This window comes from Variovorax sp. 10N412 (assembly GCF_056394985.1).
In genome coordinates, this window is record NZ_JBFTIO010000003.1 from 452,091 (window position 1) to 468,786 (window position 16,696).

Consider the following 16,696-nt stretch of genomic DNA (forward strand, 5'->3'; position numbering starts at 1 on the left):
CTTTCGTGCTTGCTGCCTGTGGGAGTGGCAAAACTATAGCGACGGCGGCTGACAAGGGCAGTCGCCTTTGCGTGTTACCTTGGCCCGATGAAGCACCCCGTCCGTCGTTGGCTCCTCGGCATTGCCGCCGTTCTGGTGCTGGGGGCAGGCACGCTGGTGCTGGTGGTGCGCGCCAGGCTGCCCACCGACGACGAGGTGGCCGCAATGATTTCCTCGGGCTTCGAAAAGCGCTTCGGCGTGGCGCTCAAGGTCGGCGCGGCCCACTGGGCGCTGCTGCCCACGCCCATGCTGGTGCTGACCGACGTGGCCACCGACCAGCCCCGCCCCATCACCCTGAAGCGCGCCAGCGTGCAGGTGCAGCTGGCGCCGCTGCTGCACCGCGTCGTTGCGCTGGACGAGATCGAGGTCGAGAGCCTGGTGCTGCCGCGTGCCTCGGTGCGGGCATTTCGCGGCAAGGGCCCCAAGCCGCAGGAGGGCGCCGGCGCCATCGCGCTGCCCGCGCCCTGGACGCTGGCCGCTGTTCCGGTGGAGCAGGTGCGCTGGCGCGACGTGGTCTGGATCGACCGGCGCGACATCGCGCTGGCCTACGACGGCGAGGTCAGCTTCGATGCGCAGTGGCGCCCGCGCGAGGCCCGCCTCGAGCGCGCGGGCCTGACGCCGCCCGTGCGCCTGCGGCTGGACCGCGAGTCCGGCCAGGACCGCTGGCGCACCCGCATCGACGCAGGCGGCGGCACGTGGAACGGCGTGACCTGGCTGGAGACGCTGCCCAGCGGCAAGTTGCGCGTGTCGGCCGAACTGGAGCCGCGCCAGATCGACATCGAAAGCCTGGTGCAGGCCTTCGACCGCCGCACCTCGCTGGCCGGCAAGGTTTCCGGCAAGACCACGCTGACGGCCGAGGCAGACACGGCGCAGGACCTGGGCGCGCTGGCGCGCAGCCTGCACACCCGCACCACCTTCACGGTGCAGCCCGCCACCCTCACCAAGCTGGACGTGGTCAAGGCCGTGAGCACCGCCGGCATCAGCCGGGGCGGGCGCACCCCGCTCGACCAGCTCACCGGCACGCTCGACACCCAGGGCACCGAAGACGGCGTGGTGATGCAGTACACCAACCTGAAGGCCCGCTCGGGCGTGCTCACGGCCAGCGGCAACCTCAAGATGTTCAACCGCAAGCTCGACGGCGAGATCGCGGTCGACCTGGTCGACGGCGTGGTCGGCGTGCCGCTGAAGATCGGCGGCACCATGAGCGACCCCGAGCTGTCGCTGACCGGCGCCGCGCTCACCGGCGCGGCCATCGGCAGCGCGGTGCTGCCGGGCGTGGGCACGGCCATCGGGGCCCGGGTGGGGCAGCAGGTGGAGAAGATGTTCGGCGGGGACAAGAAGCCGGCGTCCAGGCCCGCGGCGAAGCCCGCGCCCCGTTCCGCCAGGCCCTAGCCGAACGCCTTGATCACGGCCGGCACCGTCAGCACCGCCGTGTAGTAGCCCATGAACTGCACGCCGGTGTTGAACCCGATGGCGCGCGACAGCAAGCCGCCCAGCAGCCCCATCGTCAGGATCACCAGCAGCCCGAGCAGCTGCCCCTCCCACACGCTGATGACCACGATCAGCCCGACGAAGGTCGCGATGATCGCCTCGTGGCTCACCTTGCGCGACACGAACAGCGCCGCGCGGCGCGCGAAGTTCATGGTGAACGGGTAGGCCACCAGCGCCGCGAGCACCACCGCCAGCATGCCGTAGCCCAGGAACTCCCAGTGGCTGAGCAGGTTGTGCAGGTTGTGCGTCTGGCCCGTGGCCGCGTCGATGGTGTAGACCGGCGGCGCATTGAACAGCGGCGCGGCCGGGCCGGCCGCCACCGGGCTCAGCGGCAGGCCGATGGCGATCAGCGGAATCAGCGCCTCGGCGATGTAGGTCGCCTCGGTCACGCCGTTGCGCGCGGCCAGCGTGGTGGTGAGCCGGTGGTACGCATGCTTGATGCGCGAGCCCACCAGTTCGCCCAGCACCACCGTCATCGCGACCGGGCTGAAGACGAAGGTCGCACTGGAGACGGCCGCCGTGGCAAAGGTCCACTTTACCTGCGTGCGGTCGAGCACCTTGAACGGGTTGGGAAAGTAGCCCGACCAGCCCTTGACGTCGGGCGCCAGCGAGAAGGTGCGCACCGTGTCGCGCTTCATGCGCGCACGCGCGGCCGGCGAGATCACCGAGAACAGGTCGGCCACCAGCGGCCCGATGGCAATGCCCAGGAAGTAGCTGATGCTGAGCTTCACCCCGTACTTGCCGGTGAGCGCCTGCAGCGCCACGATCACCATCACGAACGGCACCAGCGTGGCCACGGAGGCCCAGCGCCCGCTGGAGAACCAGGCAATGGCCACGGCCGCCACCACGAAGATCCAGGGCGCCGCCCTGGTGATGGCCGCGCCGTAGGGCGCCAGCAGCACCGCGAACAGCACGGCCAGCGGCACCGCGAGGAAGGCCGCGATGATCGCGCCCGACACCATCTTGCGCAGCGCGATGTGCGGCACGCCCAGGTTGCGCAGCACGTTGGCGTCCTGCAGCAGCGGCGTGGCCATGGTGTCGCCTGGAATGCCCAGCAGCGCGGTGGGCACCGCATGCGTCATGTGCTTGGCGACGGCCGCCGCCAGGAAGAAGGTGAACACGCCCTCGGGCGGTACGCCGAGCAGCACCACCAGCAGCGTGAGCGGTGCGAGCGTGGTGGTCTCGTCGGTGCCGGACACGAGGCCGATGGCGGCGAACACCACGGCGCCGACGAGCCCCATGCCGGTGGCCACGAGGATCTGGTTGAGCAGTGCGGCGTCGATCACGTTGCGGCTCCTTCGACACCCTTGGCGCGGGGCTTGTACGACGCGAACAGCTCGTAGATCTCGAGCTCCTTCATCTCGCGCACCACCGAGGGCGGCAGGTCGTCCACCGAGCCCAGGTCGCCGTGTTCGCCGGCCAGTTCGGCCAGCACGTCCTCGCGCCAGCGCGGATCGGCCGCGGCGCCTTCCACCACCTCGCGCTTGGGCGTGAAGAGCTTCGCGCAGATCACGCCCGACACCACGCAGCCGCCGAGCCCCGCCAGCATGGCGTAGGCGCGCGCCAGTTCGGGCGTGCTCACCAGGCTTGCGAGCACGCGGCTGGCCACGAGGTACCCCGTGAGGCTCACCGCGACGCCGATGACGATGGCCCACGCGAGGTGGCCCAGGTCGGCGGTGTCGCCCCATATCTCCACCAGCCGCCAGCGGGCGGGCGTTGCACTGTCTGCGTTCATGTTCGTGTGTCTCCGTCTTTGGTTGTGTGACGGCGCGCCTGCGCGGCCGCCGCGGTATCGGCCGCGGTCCGTGGTGCGGGACGCTCCCGCCGTTGCTTATTTCTTGCGCAGCGCGTCGAGCAGCGCCACCGCGCGGTCGGTGCGCACGTCGTGCTCCGCGGCCATCTGCCTGGCGATGCTGTCGATCTCGTCGCCCGTGGCGCCCGCCACCAGCGCGATGTTGCGTGCGTGCAGCGCCATGTGGCCGCGCTGGATGCCTTCGGTGGCGAGCGCGCGCAAGGCGCCCAGGTTCTGCGCCAGGCCGACGGCGACCGCCACTTCGCCCAGCTCCTGCGCCGACGCCACGCCGAGGATCTTCAGCGCCAGCCGCGCGAGCGGGTGCGTCTTGGTGGCACCGCCCACCAGGCCCACCGGCATCGGCATCTCGATGGTGCCGACCAGCGCGCCCGTGCGGTCCTTCTCCCAGGTGGTGAGCGAGGTGTAGCGGCCGGTGCGGCAGGCGTAGGCATGCGCGCCGGCTTCCACCGCGCGCCAGTCGTTGCCCGTGGCGACGATCACCGGGTCGACGCCGTTCATGATGCCCTTGTTGTGCGTGGCCGCGCGGTAGGGGTCGACCGCCGCGAAGGTGTACGCATCGAGCACGCCTTCCACCACTTCCGCTCCGCTGCGCTCCTTGGTCTCGAGCGCCTCGGGCGCCAGCCGCACGCGGGCGCGCGCCAGCCTCAGGTCCGCCAGGTTCGACAGGATGCGCAGGCGCACCGTGCCGCCCGTGAGCTTCTCGACCAGGGGAGACACCGCCTCGGCCATGGTGTTGACGGTGTTCGCGCCCATCGCGTCGCGCACGTCCACGATCAGGTGCATCACCACCATCGGGCCGCGCGGCGTGCTGTCGAACACATGCACCTCGATGTCGCGGCAGCCGCCGCCCAGGCCGATCAGCACCTTGTCGCGGCTGTTCGCCACGGCCAGGATCTCTTCGCGCGCGCGCAGCAGCGCAAGCCGCGCGCCGTACGGATCGCCCAGGCCGATCACCTGCACCTGCGCGCGCATCAGCGGCCCGGTGCTCGAGGTCTCGAAGCCGCCGCCTTCGCGCGCCAGCTTGGCCATGAACGAGGCGGCCGCCACCACCGAGGGCTCTTCCACCGCCATCGGCACCAGGTACTCGCGCCCGTTCACCAGGAAGTTGCCGGCCACGCCCAGCGGCAGCTCGAAGGTGCCGATCACGTTCTCGACCATGCCGTTGGCGCGCGCCACGCCCAGCGCGCCGGGCGCGGCCAGCAGCGCCACCTCCTCGTCGGTCAGCGATGCGGCGCGCGCGATGTGTTCGAAGCGCTGCGCGGGGGTGAGTGCGCGGAAGTTGGGAATGCGGGAGTCGGCGACCATCGTTGCGTGTCTCTTCAGGAGGTGAGTTCGGGAGACGGCAATTTAGGCCGGCTGTACCGCTGGCGGAAGGCACAGTTTGGCGGGACAGTGCGGACAGTGGCTCGCCGTGCGGGCCCGCTGTGTCACAGTCGAAACCCATGACGACCATCGCAGATTCGCTCGCCGACGCCCTCGAACGCCAGATCGCGAGCGGCGCCTACAAGGCCGGCGACAAGCTCCCGTCGCTGCGCGAGCTGGCGCAGCTGCACGGCTATGCGAAGAACACCGTGGTCGCCGCCTTCGAGCTGCTGGTGTCGCGCGGGCTGGTCGAGCCGCGGCGCGGCTCCGGCTACTTCGTGCTCGCGCGGCAGACCGCCAAGCCGGTGGAGGAAGACGCCGGCAGCCTGGGCCGCGCCATGGACATCGTGTGGCTCATGCGCGAGCAGCTCAAGACGCAGCCCGACGCCGTGGCCGTGGGCGACGGCTTTCCGCCGGTCGAATGGCTGGCCGACGTGCGGCTGGACAAGTACCACCCCAAGGTGGTCCGCACGGGGCTCGGCGCGCTGTTCCGCTACGGCAGCCGCTTCGGCTATGCGCCGCTGCGCGACCACCTGGTGCGCAAGCTGGCGGACTTCGGCATCGGGGCGGAGCCCCGGCAGATCGTGCTCACGCACGGCGCCAACGAGGCGATGGACATCGTCATCCGCTACTTCGTGCCGCCCGGCGGCAAGGTGCTGGTGGACGACCCGGGCTACTACCCGCTGTTCGGCAAGCTCAAGCTCGCGGGCGCGCAGATGCTGGCCGTGCCGCGCCTGGCCGACGGGCCCGACCTGGAGGCGCTGGAGCGGCTGCTCATTGCGGAACGCCCGCGCCTGTTCTTCACGCAGTCGATCGCGCACAACCCCACGGGCTCCGACATGTCGCCGGCCAAGGCCTTCCGCGTGCTGCAGCTGGCGCAGAAGCACGACCTGCTGATCGTGGAAAACGATCCGCTGGCCGACTTCAAGCCCACGTCATTGCCGCGCCTGTCCGCGCTCGACCAGCTGGAGCGCACCATCTACATCGGCAGTTTTTCCAAGTCGTTCTCGGCCGCCTTGCGCGTGGGCTTCATCGCCTGCGGCGCCGACCTGGCGAGCGACCTCGCGGACCTGAAGGCGCTGATCCACGTGAGCAGCTCGGAGTATTGCGAACGCACGGTCGACGTCATCCTGAGCGAGGGCCACTACCAGCGGCACCTGAACCGCCTGCAGACGCGCCTGGGCGAGGCCACGCGCAACGCGATCAAGCTGTTCGAGTCGGTCGATGCGGAGGTGTTCGCGCGCACGCCGCACTCGCTCTACGTGTGGGCCGCGCTGCCCGGCGTGGCCGATTCGCTGGCCTTCGCCAAGGAACTGCTGCCGCGCAAGATCGTGATGGCGCCGGGCCGCATCTTCAGCGTCGACTCCACGCAGGTGTCGCGCTGGTCGCGCTTCAACGTGGGGGCCATGGCCGACCCGCGCTTTGCGAAGGCGCTGCGCACCGCGCTGCGCCGGCGTGTCAGCGATTGACGCCGGAATCGCCGAAATCGCCGTGGCGCCCGGCGCCGCCCGCAAAGCGCGCGGCACCGCGTTCGCCTTCGGCAAAGACGATCGGCACGCCGTGCGCACCTTCGCTGCGCAGGGCCTCGGCCAGCGGCATGTCCCACTGCGCATAGGCCGACGCGCGATCGGCCCGCATGCATTGCTGCGGAAACGCCGCGATCTCGCGCGCCAGTTGCTGCGCGGCGGCCAGTGCACCACCGCTCGGCGTGGTGCGGTTGACCAGGCCCATCGCCAGCGCTTCGGCCGCGCCGACCGGGCGGCCCGTGAGGATCATGTCGAGCGCGCGCGCCATGCCCACGATGCGCGGCAGCCGCACCGTGCCGCCGTCGATCAGCGGCACGCCCCAGCGGCGGCAGAACACGCCCAGCACCGCGTCGTCGTCGGCCACGCGCAGGTCGGCGAGCAGGGCGAGCTCGAGCCCGCCGGCCACCGCATAGCCGTTGATGGCCGCAATCAGCGGCTTGGACAGCGCCATGCGCGTCGGCCCCATCGGCCCGCTGCCGCCGCCTTCGGGGTCGAGCGCGTTGCGTTGCGCGGGGTCGCCCACCGCGGCCAGGTCGGCGCCGGCGCAGAAGTGGCCGCCTGCGCCGGTGAGCACCGCCACGCGCAGTGCGTCGTCGGCCTCGAAGCGCTCGAAGGCCTCGCGCAGCTCGGCGGCCATGGGGCCGTGCACCGCGTTGCGCTTGTCCGGGCGGTTCAGCGTGATCGTGCAGACGGTGTCTTCGGTGTCGTAGCTCAGGTAGTGGGAGGCCATGCGCGTTCCTTTCGCGGCCAGCCTACTTGAGGCACCTCTCAGCGTCATCGTGGGAAATGCGGGGGCCGATGCATCACGCCAGTTCGTCGAACTGGATCACCCCTTCCTTCATCACCAGCGGAATGCGTTCGCCCTGTCCCAGCAGGCAGGCGACGTCGCGCAGCGGATTGCCGTCGACCACCAGGATGTCGGCCAGCGCGCCGGGCACCAGGCGCCCCAGGCGGTCGGGCATGCCCAGCACCTCGGCCCCGATGGTGGTGGCGCTGGCGATGGCCTCGGCCGGCGACAGCACCTCGGCGCGCAGGCGGAACTCGTCGCTCTGCAGCCGCTGCGATTCGCCCAGCAGGTCGGAGCCGAAGCCCATCTTCACGCCCGCCGCCTTGTAGATTTCCAACGAGCGCAGGCCGGCCTCGCGCACGTCGGCCACCTTGGCCACGCTGTCCTTGGGCAGGCCGAAGCTCTCGCCCTCGTTGGCCAGCGCGTCGTAGGTGACCAGCGTGGGCACCACGTAGGCGCCCAGCTGTGCCATCAGCGCGGCCGTGGGCGCGTCCACCAGGTTGCCGTGCTCGATGGTGCGCACGCCGCAGCGCACGGCCCGCGCGATGGCTTCGGCGGTGTAGGCGTGGGCCATCACGTAGGTGCCGCGCGCCCGGGCTTCTTCGACGATGGCGCGGATCTCGTCCTCGCTGTAGCCGAAGGCACCGACCGGATCGGTGGGCGACGCCACGCCGCCGGAGGCCATGATCTTGATCTGGTCCGCGCCCATCTGCAGCTCTTCGCGCACGGCCCGGCGCACCGCGTCCACACCGTCGACCACGCGTGCCAGCGCGCCCACCCGCACGCAGGTCGGGCAGGGCGCGTTGGGGTCGAGGAAGTCGGTGCGCGCGCGCATGTCGCCGTGCCCGCCGGTCTGGCTCAGCGCACGGCCGGCGACGAACAGGCGCGGCCCCTGCGCGAGGCCTGAATCGACCGCCTGCTTGAACGCGAACCCCGCGCCGCCCGCATCGCGCACCGTGGTGAAGCCGCGGCGCAGCATGCCGCGCAGCATGGGCACGCTGCGCAGCGTGATCAGCACGTTGGGCATGTGCACCTGCCGCGCGAGGTTGAGCTCCACCGCGATCACGTGCACGTGCAGGTCGATGAGGCCGGGCATCACCGTCTTGCCCTTCACGTCGATCACGCGTGCGGTCTTGCTGTGCAGCGGCGTGTCGGAAACTTCGCGCACCACGCCTTCTTCGACCAGGATGTCGCGGCCTTCCAGCAGCTCGTGGTGCTGCGGATCGAGCAGGTGGGCGTTCTTGAAAAGTACGGTGTTCGTCATGCCACGGCCTCCTTGGCTTGCAGCGCCATCACGGCCGGCACCGCCAGTTGCGCGAACACGCGCGCGGGTTCGATGTGCTGCGTGCCGTACCAGTTTTCTTCATGCAGCAGGTTGAGCGTGCCCAGCGTTTCGCCTTGCCAGCGCAGCGGAATGTTCAGCACGCTGCGGCAGCCCAGCGAGTCGATGAGCGCGTGGTCGTAGAACACCTCGCGCAGGTCGTCGGCATTGCGCCCGATGTAGGGCAAGCCGCGCTGCATCACCTGCTGCATCCATGGCGAATCGGTGACCGGCTTGCGCCCGCCCACCGGGTAGGCCTCGCGCATGTTGGTGTAGATGCGCTCGGACTCGCGCTGCGCAGGGTGATGCACCAGCACGGTGAACAGCCGGTGGCCGATGGTGGCCGCCAGCGCCGCATTGATCGCGTCGAAGGTGGCCTGCGGCTGTTGCGTATCGGCATGGGCGCGTGCCACGGCCGAGAGTGAGGTGTCGAAGGAAGTGGGTTGCATGAATGTCGGATGTGTTCAGGAAAGTTCGGCCGCGGCAATGTCCTCGAGCGAGCGGCCGCGTGTGGGGATGCCCATGAACGTGACGGCCGTCGCGCCCAGCAGCAGCACCCCGGTCGTCATGCCGAACACGCCGGCGAAGCCCAGCGTCGGGTAGATCAGGCCGACCAGGATGGGCGAGGTGATGCCGCCGATGCGCCCGATGGCCGACGCCAGGCCGGAGCCGGTGGCGCGCACCTGGGTCGGGAACACCTCGGGCGTGTAGGCGTACACGCCCGCATAGGTGCCGTTCATGAAGAAGGACAGCAGCACGCCGGCCACCATGATCTGCGCGTCGCTGTGGGTGAAGGCCAGGCCCAGGGCCGACAGCCCGCCGAGCAGCATGTAGCTCACGATGGTGGCCTGGCGGCCGATGCGTTCGTTGAACCACGCGGCCGAGAAGTAGCCCGGAATCTGCGCGATGTACATCACCAGCGAATAGCCGAAGCTCTTGGTGATCGTCATGCCGTTCTGGATCAGCAGGCTCGGGATCCACGTGAAGAACGAGTAGTAGCTGAAGGTGATCGACAGCCACATCAGCCAGGTCATGGTGCTGATGCGGATGAGCTTGTGCGACAGCAGCGTGGCGTAGTTCTTCAGCAGGCTGCCCCGGCTGGTGCTGGGCGGGGGCGCGGCCACGTCGTCGGCGTTGAGCGCGGGCAGCGCATGGCCTCGGCGCACGTGGTCGGACTCCATTGCATCCATGATCGATTGCGCCTCGGCCAGGCGGCCCTGGCTTTCGAGCCAGCGCGGCGACTCCGGCAGCGCCCGGCGCCACCACAGCAGCAGCACCACGGGCGTGGCCGTGATGAAGATGACGATGCGCCAGCCCTCGGCGAACGCCGGCACGATGAAGTAGCCCAGCAAGGCCGCGGCCACGAAACCGAAAGAGAAGAAGCCGGCCAGCGCGCCCGTGAAGGTGCCCCGGTAGCGGCGCGCCACGAACTCCGACAGGTAGGGCGCGATGATCGCGCTCTCGGCGCCGGCGCCGAAACCGGCCACGATGCGCAGCCCGAGGAAGATCGTCCACTCGTTGACCATGCCGCTGAACAGCGACGCCACGCAGTAGATCGCCAGCGCCGACATCATCACCTTGCGCCGCCCGATCAGGTCGCCGAAGGAGCCGGCGGCCAGCGCGCCGAAGAAGAAGCCGATGAAGTTCGCGCTGGCCAGCACGCCGATCTGCACGCTGCTCAGGCCCCAGGCCGTGCGCAGCACCGGCAGCACGAAGGCGATGACGGCCGCGTCCATCGCATCGAAGGTGTAGCCCAGTCCTCCCATCAGAAGCAGCCGGCGGTGGAAGCCGGAGAAGGGCAGGCGCTCGATGCGGGCCGACAGCATGGTCATGGGAATCCCTCAGCTCGGGTGATACGACGAAACGATGCAGAAGCGCCAAATCGTAGGATCGGAGGGATATAACGGCAAATTTATACGTGTGATTGTGTTTATAGAGCCCGTGAATGACCTACCGCACCGCTGACCTCAACCTGCTGAAGGTGTTCGAGGCCCTCATGACCGAGGGCAACGTCACGCGCGCCGCGCGCAAGCTGTCGCTGACCCAGCCGACGGTCAGCAATGCGCTGCGCCGGCTGCGCGAGACCTTCGACGATCCGCTGTTCGTGCGCAGCGGCGCGGGCGTCAACCCGACGCGGCGCGCCATCGACCTGTGGGAGCCGCTGTCGCAGTCGCTGCACGCCATTCGCGGCACGCTGGACGTCGAGCGCTTCGACGCCCTGCGCAGCACCGCCAGCCTGAGCATCGCCATGTCCGACTACGTGTCGAGCATCGTGGTGCCCCGGCTGGCCAGCACGCTCAGCAAGGTCGCGCCGTCGATGCAGATCCATGCCATTCCCAACACGCTGGTCGATTTCGGCAAGGTGCTGGCCGACAACAAGGCCGACTTCGCGATCAGCGTCTACAACGAGGAGGTGCAGCGGCCGGCGTTTTTAAAGTCGCGCGCGCTGTGGTCGCCCGACTTCGTGTGCTTCATGCGCACCGGGCATCCGCTGGCGCGCCTGGAGAAGATTCCGCTGAAGAAATTTCTCGCGGCGCGTCATGTCGACGTGAGCCTGGTCGGCAAGACCTCGCCCACCTACGACCTGTTCCTGCGCAGCCGCGGCCTGCAGCGCAACCTGGTGTCGACCGTGAACCACTACGGCGCCGCCTACGAGGTGGTGCGCCGCTCCGACCTGATCGCGGTGCTGCCGTGGTCCGCGCGTTTCGAGCCGCCGCGCCTGGCAGGCCTGCGCAAGGTGCCCGTGCCGCTGGAGGCGCCGCCGCGCATCATCGAGCTGTTCTGGCACCAGCGGCACGAGACGTCTGCCTTGCACCAGTGGCTGAAGAACACGCTGCTGGACCTGTTCGAGCAGCGGTGATGCGCCGTCAGGCTCAGCCGCGCAGGCGCACCACCTGCAGGTCGTCGCGCGCGGCGGCATGCAGCCGCGCCACCTCGGCCGCGCGCCGGTTGAGCACCGCGCGCTGGTTGATGTAGCCCTTGTCGGTGATCTCGCCCGCATCGAGGTTCGGCGGCTCCGCCAGCACCAGCGCGCAGGTGGGGCACTGCGAGGAGCCCGCGCCTTCGTCGCGCAAGGCGCGCAGCACGCCGGCGATGCGCTCGCCCAGCGCCTCGGGCGACAGCGACGCCGCCTGCGGGCTGGGAAACACCAGCATGCCGATTTCGTCGCGGTCGTGGCCGGTGAGCACCACGTCCTGCACATGCGGCGCCAGCAGCGACACCAGCTTCACGCGCAGCGTGCCCACCGACACCCAGGTGCCGCTGGAGAGCTTGAAGTCTTCCGCCACGCGGCCATTGAAGATCACGCCGTGCGCGGGCTCGCCCGGGTTCGCCAGGAAGCCGGCGTCGCCGATGCGGTAGTAGCCCTCTTCGTCGAAGGCCTCGGCGGTTTCGCGCGGGGCGTCGCGGTAGCCCGGGAACACCGAGACGCCCTTGACGCGCATTTCCAGCTTCTCGCCGTTGGGCACGAACTTCAGCTCCAGCCCGGGCAGCGGCGCGCCGATGCAGCCGGCGCCGTCGAGCTTCCAGTGCGCGGAGGTGATGGCGGGCGAGGTCTCGGTGGCGCCCCACGAGGTGGTGAGCCACAGCGGGCGCGCGGGTCGCACGCGCTGCGCCACCGCCTCGAGCCGTTGCCAGGTGGAGGGCGCGAGCGCCGCCGCCGCATAGAAGGCCAGCCGCAGGCGCGAGAACACCTCGGTGGCCAGCGCGTCGTCGGCTTCCAGGAAGGGCAGCAGCATGTCGAAGCCGCGCGGCACGTTGAACAGCAGCGTGGGCTTCACCTCGCGCAGGTTGCGCACGGTCTTCTCGATCAGGCCCGGCGCGGGCCGGCCTTCGTCGATGTAGAGCGCGCCGCCGTGGCACAGCACCATGTGCAGGTTGTGGTTGGCGCCGAAGGTGTGGCTCCAGGGCAGCCAGTCGACCAGCACCGGCTTCTCCTGAGTGAGAAAGCGCCAGGTCTGCGCCATCATCTGCTGGTTGGCGCACAGCATGCGGTGCGTGTTGATCACCACCTTGGGCTTGCCGGTGGAGCCGGAGGTCAGCAGGTACTTGGCGTGGGTGTCGGGCAACACGTGCCCGAAGGCTTGCATCACCGCGGGCGTTTCCCTGGCCGCCAGCAGCCGGTCGAACGCCGTCGCACCCGGATGCGCGTCGGCGTTGCGGCTGAACACCGTCACCGCTTCCACGCCGCAGCCCGCGAGCGAGCCGCCGTAGACCTTGGCGTCGGAGGCGTAGATCAACCCCGGCTTCAGCGCCTGCAGCATGCCGTGCAGCCGCGACGGGTCCTTGGCCATGCGCGAGTAGGCGCTCGAGAGCGAGCACGCGGTGCGACCGACGTGCATGGCCGCGAGCATCAGCACCGCGTGGTCGATCGCGTTGTCCGAGAGGATCACGACCGGCCGGCCCGGTGGCAGGTCCATGTCGAGCAGCGCCTGCGCCACCGCGCCTACCGCTTCGCGCAGCGCGCGGTAGTCGAGCTTGCGCCAGCCCTCGCCGGTGTCGTCGCGCTCGGCAAACGCCAAGGCATCGGGCGTGTCACGCGCCCAGCGCTCGATCCATTCGCCGATGCAGCGCGCATAGGGCTTCAGCGCCATCGGCGAGCGCAGCGCGAAGGAGCCGTCGTCGAAGTCGATGCGCACCGTGCGGGGCGGGGCGATCAGGCTTTCGTCCAGAAGGAAGTCGGTCATGTCAGTCGAGTGTGCCGGTATCGGCCTTCGCGCGAATCAGGTTCAACAGCAGGGTGTCGCGGGCGGCTTCCAGGTCGGCCGTGCGGCGCGTGCCCAGTTCCTCGGCCACGCCTTCTGCCACCTTCTGCTTCAGCTCCGCCGTCATCGACGGCGCGCCCAGGTCCTTCCACCAGTCCTCGATCGGGCCGCCCAGGTGCGCGAGCACATGTTCGATGCCGCCCGCGCCGCCCGACAGATGCAGGTTCATGAAAGGCCCCATCACCGCCCAGCGCAGGCCGGGGCCGTGCGCGATGGCAGTGTCGATGTCGGCCACGCTGGCCACGCCTTCGTTCACGAGGTGAAAGGCCTCGCGCCACAGCGCGGCCTGCAGCCGGTTCGCGATGTGGCCCTTGACCTCGCGCTTCACGTGGATCGGCCGCTTGCCGATGGCCGCATAGAAGGCCATCGTGCGTTCGATGGCTTCGGCCGATGTCTGCTCGCCGCCGATCACCTCCACCAGCGGAATCAGGTGCGGCGGGTTGAACGGGTGCCCCAGCACCACGCGCTGCGGATGCGCGCAGCCCGACTGCACGCCGCTGATGGCCAGCCCCGACGAACTCGACGCGAGGATCGCGTCGGGCGGCGCGGCCGCGTCCATGCGGCGGAACAGGTCGATCTTGAAATCCATGCGCTCCGGGCCGTTCTCCTGCACGAAGTCGGCCACGGACACGGCGTCTTCCAGGCTGTCGTGAAAGCGCAGGCGGTCGACCGAGGCACCCTCGGACAGGCCGAAGCGCGCGAGCGTCGGCCAGTGCTGCGCCACCGCCGCGCGCAGGCGTTCTTCCGCGCCCGGCGACGGGTCGGTCGCGTTCACGTCCAGCCCGTGCGCCAGGAAGTACGCCGCCCAGCTTGCACCGATCACGCCGGTGCCGACCACCGCCACGCGCTTCACTTCGTTGCTGTTGTTCATGATTTCCACCGCGTGCAGCGGCTCTCCGCCTTCGTCGTCCATGCGGCCTCGCCGCGAATCGGCTCGACCACCTTGTAGTAGTCCCACGGCTCCTTCGACTCGGCCGGGGTCTTCACCTGCATCAGGTGCATGTCGTGCACCATCAGCCCGTCGTCGCGCAGCCAGCCGCCCTTGACGAACATGTCATTGAACTTCGTCTTGCGCAACTGCGCCATCACCTTGTCGGCGTCGTCGCTGCCCGCGGCCTTCACGGCCTGCAGGTACTGCAGCGCGGCCGAGTAGTCGCCGGCGTGGAACGAAGAGGGCATGCGCTTGTGCTTGTCGAAGAAGCGGCGCGCCCACTCGCGCGACTCGGGGCTCTGGTTCCAGTACCAGCTGTCGGTGAGGTACATGCCCTGCGAGTTCTTCAGGCCCAGCGCATGCACGTCGTTGATGGTGATGATCATGCCGGCCAGTTTCATGTTCTTGCTGATGCCGAACTCCGCCGCCGACTTGATGGCGTTCACCGTGTCGCCGCCCGCGTTGGCCAGCGCCAGCACCTGCGCCTTGGAGTTCTGCGCCTGCAGCATGAACGACGAGAAGTCGCTCGCGCCCAGCGGGTGCTTCACCGACCCGGCCACCGTGCCGCCGTTGGCCTGGATCACCTTGGCCGCGTCCGCCTGCAGCGCCGCGCCGAAGGCGTAGTCGGCCGCCACGAAGTACCAGCTCTTGCCGCCGGCCTTGACCACCGCGCTGGCGGTGCCGCGCGCCATGGCCACGGTGTCGTAGGCGTAATGCACCGTGTAGGGCGAGCAGTATTCGTTGGTGAGGCTCGATGCGCCCGAGCCCACCACGAAGTACGGCTTCTTCTTGTCGGCCGCCACGCCCGCCATGGCAATGGCCGCGCCCGAGTTCACGCCGCCGATCAGCATGTCGACCTTCTGCACGTCGAACCACTCGCGCGCCTTGGCCGCGGCGATGTCGGGCTTGTTCTGGTGGTCGGCCGTGACCAGCTCGATCTTCTTGCCGCCGATGGCGCCGCCCATGTCGGCGATGGCCATGCGGATGGCCTCGGCGCCGGCCGGGCCGTCGTAGTCGCGGTACAGGCCGGACATGTCGCTGATGAAGCCGATGCGGATGGTGTCGTCGGACACCTGGGCCGATGCGCCCGATGCGAATGCGGTGCCGAGTGCGAGTGCGAGTGCGAATGCTCGGGCCAGGGCGGTGCGGGGAATGTTCATGTGTCTTGTCTCGGTTCGTTGTTCTTGTCGTCGGCGGTGCCTGGCTTAACCCAGCGCGAACTCGGGCCGCGGACCGCCCACGCGCGGCAGTCCCATCATCTGGCGCGCCTCGGCGGGCGTGGCCACTTCCATGTCGAGCTCGCGGATCACGCGCACGATGCGCTCGGTGAGCTGCACGTTGGTGGCCAGCTCGCCCTGGCGGAAGTACAGGTTGTCTTCCAGCCCCACGCGCGCATGGCCGCCCAGCAGCAGCGCCGCCACGTTGGCCTCCAGCTGCGACATGCCGATGCCGCTCACGCCGAAGATGGCGCCCTTGGGCAGGGTGTCGACCATCATCTGCAGGTTGCGCGGCGAGTAGGGCATCGCGTTCTGGAAGTTGCGGTGCACGTTCATCACCAGGTTGATGAAGTAGGGCTCGTCGTCGTGGCCTTCCCCGATCAGCGTGGTCGTGTCCTGCAGGATGTGCGTGGGGCTGAACACCTCCCACTCGGGCTTGATGCCGCGCGCCTTCATGCCGGCGGCCAGCTCGCGCCCGCGGGTGATGGGCGTGTCCATCAGGATCTGCCTGCCCTCGAAGCTCAGGTTGAGCGTGGTGGCGTCCAGCGTGCACATCTCGGCACCGGCGTCCATGCCCTTGATGCGCTCTTCCCATGCAATTTCCCAGCGGTCGCCGGCCAGCGGCTTGACCATGTCGCCGTGCACGCCGCCGCCGGTGGAGTTGTTCAGCACGATGTCGCAGCCACCCGCGCGGATGCGGCTGTTGATGTCGCGGTACACGTCGGCGTTGCAGGTGGCGCCGTCGTCGGGGCGGCGTGCGTGGATGGCCACCACGCTGGCACCGGCGTTCCAGCAGCGCAGCACGTCGGCGGCGATCTCGGCGGGCTGCGTGGGCAGGTGGGGGTTCTGCGACTTGTGCGCCATGCCGCCGGTGGGGGCGATGGTCACGATCACTTTGCGCTTGGACATGCTCGGGGACTCCTGGTGTCGTTCATGGGGGCGCGCCATTATTTTTTGCGGCGCTTGGGCACGCAGTCATCGCGACGACATTTGGGGGCAGGGTTTACGCTGCGCCAGAGGCTAAAGTCGCCCGTGCGCCGTTGCGCGAACCAAGGAGCATTCATGAAACTTCTGCCCATCGTGCTGGCCGCCGCGGCCGCGCTGACCTCGACCTGGACGCTCGCGCAACCCGTGGCCGGCGCCACCTGCGAAGCCAAGCGCGAAGCCATCGGCCGCGACATCGACGCCGCCAGGGCGCAGGGCCAGACGCAGCGCGTGCGCGGCCTTGAAACGGCGCTGGCCGAAGTGCGCCGCAACTGCAGCGACACCAAGCTGGCGGCGGCGCACCAGCGCCGCGTCAAGGGCCAGGAGCGCAAGGTGGCCGAGCGCGAGCGCGACCTGCGCGAAGCGCAGCGCAAGGGGCGCGCCGACAAGATCGCGCAGCGCGAAGACAAGCTGCGTGAAGCGCAGGCCGAGCTGCAGCGGCTCAAGGACGCGCGCTAGGCA

At 69.5% G+C, this 16,696-nt stretch carries 15 protein-coding genes; 4 read left to right on the forward strand and 11 right to left on the reverse strand.

The window, feature by feature from the left end; genetic code table 11:
• Positions 1-87 precede the first annotated feature (87 nt).
• A complete protein-coding gene (locus tag AC1DJH_RS11440; protein ID WP_478185758.1) occupies positions 88-1,431 on the forward strand; it encodes an AsmA family protein in 1,344 nt (447 codons plus the stop codon).
• Here the strand turns inward: AC1DJH_RS11440 and AC1DJH_RS11445 are convergent.
• The 3 genes from AC1DJH_RS11445 to AC1DJH_RS11455 all read right to left on the reverse strand — a co-directional run bounded on the left by AC1DJH_RS11445 (position 1,428) and on the right by AC1DJH_RS11455 (position 4,690).
• Positions 1,428-2,816, reverse strand: coding sequence for a tripartite tricarboxylate transporter permease (locus tag AC1DJH_RS11445; protein WP_478185759.1), 1,389 nt, complete (start codon positions 2,814-2,816; stop codon positions 1,428-1,430). The two genes, AC1DJH_RS11440 and AC1DJH_RS11445, sit on opposite strands and share 4 nt — an antisense overlap.
• Positions 2,813-3,265: a hypothetical protein gene (locus AC1DJH_RS11450; protein WP_472113365.1), complete on the reverse strand. Its 453-nt coding sequence runs from the start codon at positions 3,263-3,265 to the stop codon at positions 2,813-2,815. Before AC1DJH_RS11450 ends, AC1DJH_RS11445 begins: the two co-directional genes overlap by 4 nt.
• Positions 3,266-3,361: 96 nt before the next feature.
• Entirely contained in the window at positions 3,362-4,690 is a 1,329-nt protein-coding gene (locus AC1DJH_RS11455; protein ID WP_478185841.1) for a hydroxymethylglutaryl-CoA reductase, degradative, read from the reverse strand.
• Positions 4,691-4,785: 95 nt separating this feature from the next.
• Between AC1DJH_RS11455 and AC1DJH_RS11460 the strand changes: the two genes are divergently transcribed.
• Positions 4,786-6,174, forward strand: coding sequence for an aminotransferase-like domain-containing protein (locus AC1DJH_RS11460; protein WP_435486563.1), 1,389 nt, complete (start codon positions 4,786-4,788; stop codon positions 6,172-6,174).
• Here AC1DJH_RS11460 and AC1DJH_RS11465 read toward each other — a convergent pair.
• From AC1DJH_RS11465 to AC1DJH_RS11480, 4 genes are all read right to left on the reverse strand, one after another.
• Entirely contained in the window at positions 6,164-6,961 is a 798-nt protein-coding gene (locus tag AC1DJH_RS11465; protein WP_478185760.1) for a crotonase/enoyl-CoA hydratase family protein, read from the reverse strand. The two genes, AC1DJH_RS11460 and AC1DJH_RS11465, sit on opposite strands and share 11 nt — an antisense overlap.
• Positions 6,962-7,034: 73 nt before the next feature.
• A complete protein-coding gene (locus AC1DJH_RS11470) occupies positions 7,035-8,282 on the reverse strand; it encodes a metal-dependent hydrolase family protein (protein ID WP_478185761.1) in 1,248 nt (415 codons plus the stop codon).
• The gene (locus tag AC1DJH_RS11475; RefSeq protein WP_435486560.1) at positions 8,279-8,788 is read right to left on the reverse strand and encodes a GAF domain-containing protein; all 510 of its coding nucleotides are present in this window, start codon (positions 8,786-8,788) and stop codon (positions 8,279-8,281) included. The genes AC1DJH_RS11470 and AC1DJH_RS11475 overlap by 4 nt, the downstream gene beginning before the upstream one ends.
• 15 nt (positions 8,789-8,803) lie before the next feature.
• Positions 8,804-10,171 (reverse strand): MFS transporter, encoded by a 1,368-nt coding sequence (locus tag AC1DJH_RS11480; RefSeq protein ID WP_478185762.1) that lies wholly within the window; start codon positions 10,169-10,171, stop codon positions 8,804-8,806.
• Between the two features lie 113 nt (positions 10,172-10,284).
• On the opposite strand from AC1DJH_RS11480, the gene AC1DJH_RS11485 reads away from it, so the two are divergent.
• A complete protein-coding gene (locus AC1DJH_RS11485; protein ID WP_435486558.1) occupies positions 10,285-11,199 on the forward strand; it encodes a LysR family transcriptional regulator in 915 nt (304 codons plus the stop codon).
• Between the two features lie 13 nt (positions 11,200-11,212).
• Here the strand turns inward: AC1DJH_RS11485 and AC1DJH_RS11490 are convergent, their stop codons facing one another.
• From AC1DJH_RS11490 to AC1DJH_RS11505, 4 genes are read right to left on the reverse strand one after another with little or no spacing between them, the layout of a single operon-like run.
• Positions 11,213-13,024, reverse strand: a complete 1,812-nt coding sequence (locus AC1DJH_RS11490) for a feruloyl-CoA synthase (RefSeq protein ID WP_478185763.1) — start codon at positions 13,022-13,024, stop codon at positions 11,213-11,215.
• Between the two features lies 1 nt (position 13,025).
• The gene (locus AC1DJH_RS11495; RefSeq protein ID WP_478185764.1) at positions 13,026-14,015 is read right to left on the reverse strand and encodes a 3-hydroxyacyl-CoA dehydrogenase NAD-binding domain-containing protein; all 990 of its coding nucleotides are present in this window, start codon (positions 14,013-14,015) and stop codon (positions 13,026-13,028) included.
• Positions 13,970-15,193, reverse strand: a complete 1,224-nt coding sequence (locus tag AC1DJH_RS11500) for an ABC transporter substrate-binding protein (protein WP_478185765.1) — start codon at positions 15,191-15,193, stop codon at positions 13,970-13,972. The genes AC1DJH_RS11495 and AC1DJH_RS11500 overlap by 46 nt, the downstream gene beginning before the upstream one ends.
• A 45-nt stretch (positions 15,194-15,238) precedes the next feature.
• On the reverse strand, positions 15,239-16,159 hold the full coding sequence (locus tag AC1DJH_RS11505) for a beta-keto acid cleavage family enzyme (protein ID WP_435439888.1): 921 nt from the start codon (positions 16,157-16,159) through the stop codon (positions 15,239-15,241).
• 153 nt (positions 16,160-16,312) lie between these two features.
• Here AC1DJH_RS11505 and AC1DJH_RS11510 point away from each other — a divergent pair, with 153 nt between their 5' ends.
• On the forward strand, positions 16,313-16,693 hold the full coding sequence (locus AC1DJH_RS11510; RefSeq protein ID WP_478185766.1) for a DUF1090 domain-containing protein: 381 nt from the start codon (positions 16,313-16,315) through the stop codon (positions 16,691-16,693).
• Positions 16,694-16,696 lie beyond the last annotated feature (3 nt).

What these genes read in the sequence shown, in the direction of transcription:
- AC1DJH_RS11500 (WP_478185765.1), bottom strand. Translation starts at nt 15,193, where the DNA reads ATGAACATTCCCCGCACCGCCCTGGCCCGAGCATTCGCACTCGCACTC.
- AC1DJH_RS11495 (WP_478185764.1), bottom strand. Translation starts at nt 14,015, where the DNA reads ATGGACGACGAAGGCGGAGAGCCGCTGCACGCGGTGGAAATCATGAAC.
- AC1DJH_RS11490 (WP_478185763.1), bottom strand. Translation starts at nt 13,024, where the DNA reads ATGACCGACTTCCTTCTGGACGAAAGCCTGATCGCCCCGCCCCGCACG.
- AC1DJH_RS11465 (WP_478185760.1), bottom strand. Translation starts at nt 6,961, where the DNA reads ATGGCCTCCCACTACCTGAGCTACGACACCGAAGACACCGTCTGCACG.
- AC1DJH_RS11460 (WP_435486563.1), top strand. Translation starts at nt 4,786, where the DNA reads ATGACGACCATCGCAGATTCGCTCGCCGACGCCCTCGAACGCCAGATC.
- AC1DJH_RS11470 (WP_478185761.1), bottom strand. Translation starts at nt 8,282, where the DNA reads ATGACGAACACCGTACTTTTCAAGAACGCCCACCTGCTCGATCCGCAG.
- AC1DJH_RS11480 (WP_478185762.1), bottom strand. Translation starts at nt 10,171, where the DNA reads ATGACCATGCTGTCGGCCCGCATCGAGCGCCTGCCCTTCTCCGGCTTC.
- AC1DJH_RS11475 (WP_435486560.1), bottom strand. Translation starts at nt 8,788, where the DNA reads ATGCAACCCACTTCCTTCGACACCTCACTCTCGGCCGTGGCACGCGCC.
- AC1DJH_RS11510 (WP_478185766.1), top strand. Translation starts at nt 16,313, where the DNA reads ATGAAACTTCTGCCCATCGTGCTGGCCGCCGCGGCCGCGCTGACCTCG.
- AC1DJH_RS11440 (WP_478185758.1), top strand. Translation starts at nt 88, where the DNA reads ATGAAGCACCCCGTCCGTCGTTGGCTCCTCGGCATTGCCGCCGTTCTG.
- AC1DJH_RS11450 (WP_472113365.1), bottom strand. Translation starts at nt 3,265, where the DNA reads ATGAACGCAGACAGTGCAACGCCCGCCCGCTGGCGGCTGGTGGAGATA.
- AC1DJH_RS11485 (WP_435486558.1), top strand. Translation starts at nt 10,285, where the DNA reads ATGACCTACCGCACCGCTGACCTCAACCTGCTGAAGGTGTTCGAGGCC.
- AC1DJH_RS11505 (WP_435439888.1), bottom strand. Translation starts at nt 16,159, where the DNA reads ATGTCCAAGCGCAAAGTGATCGTGACCATCGCCCCCACCGGCGGCATG.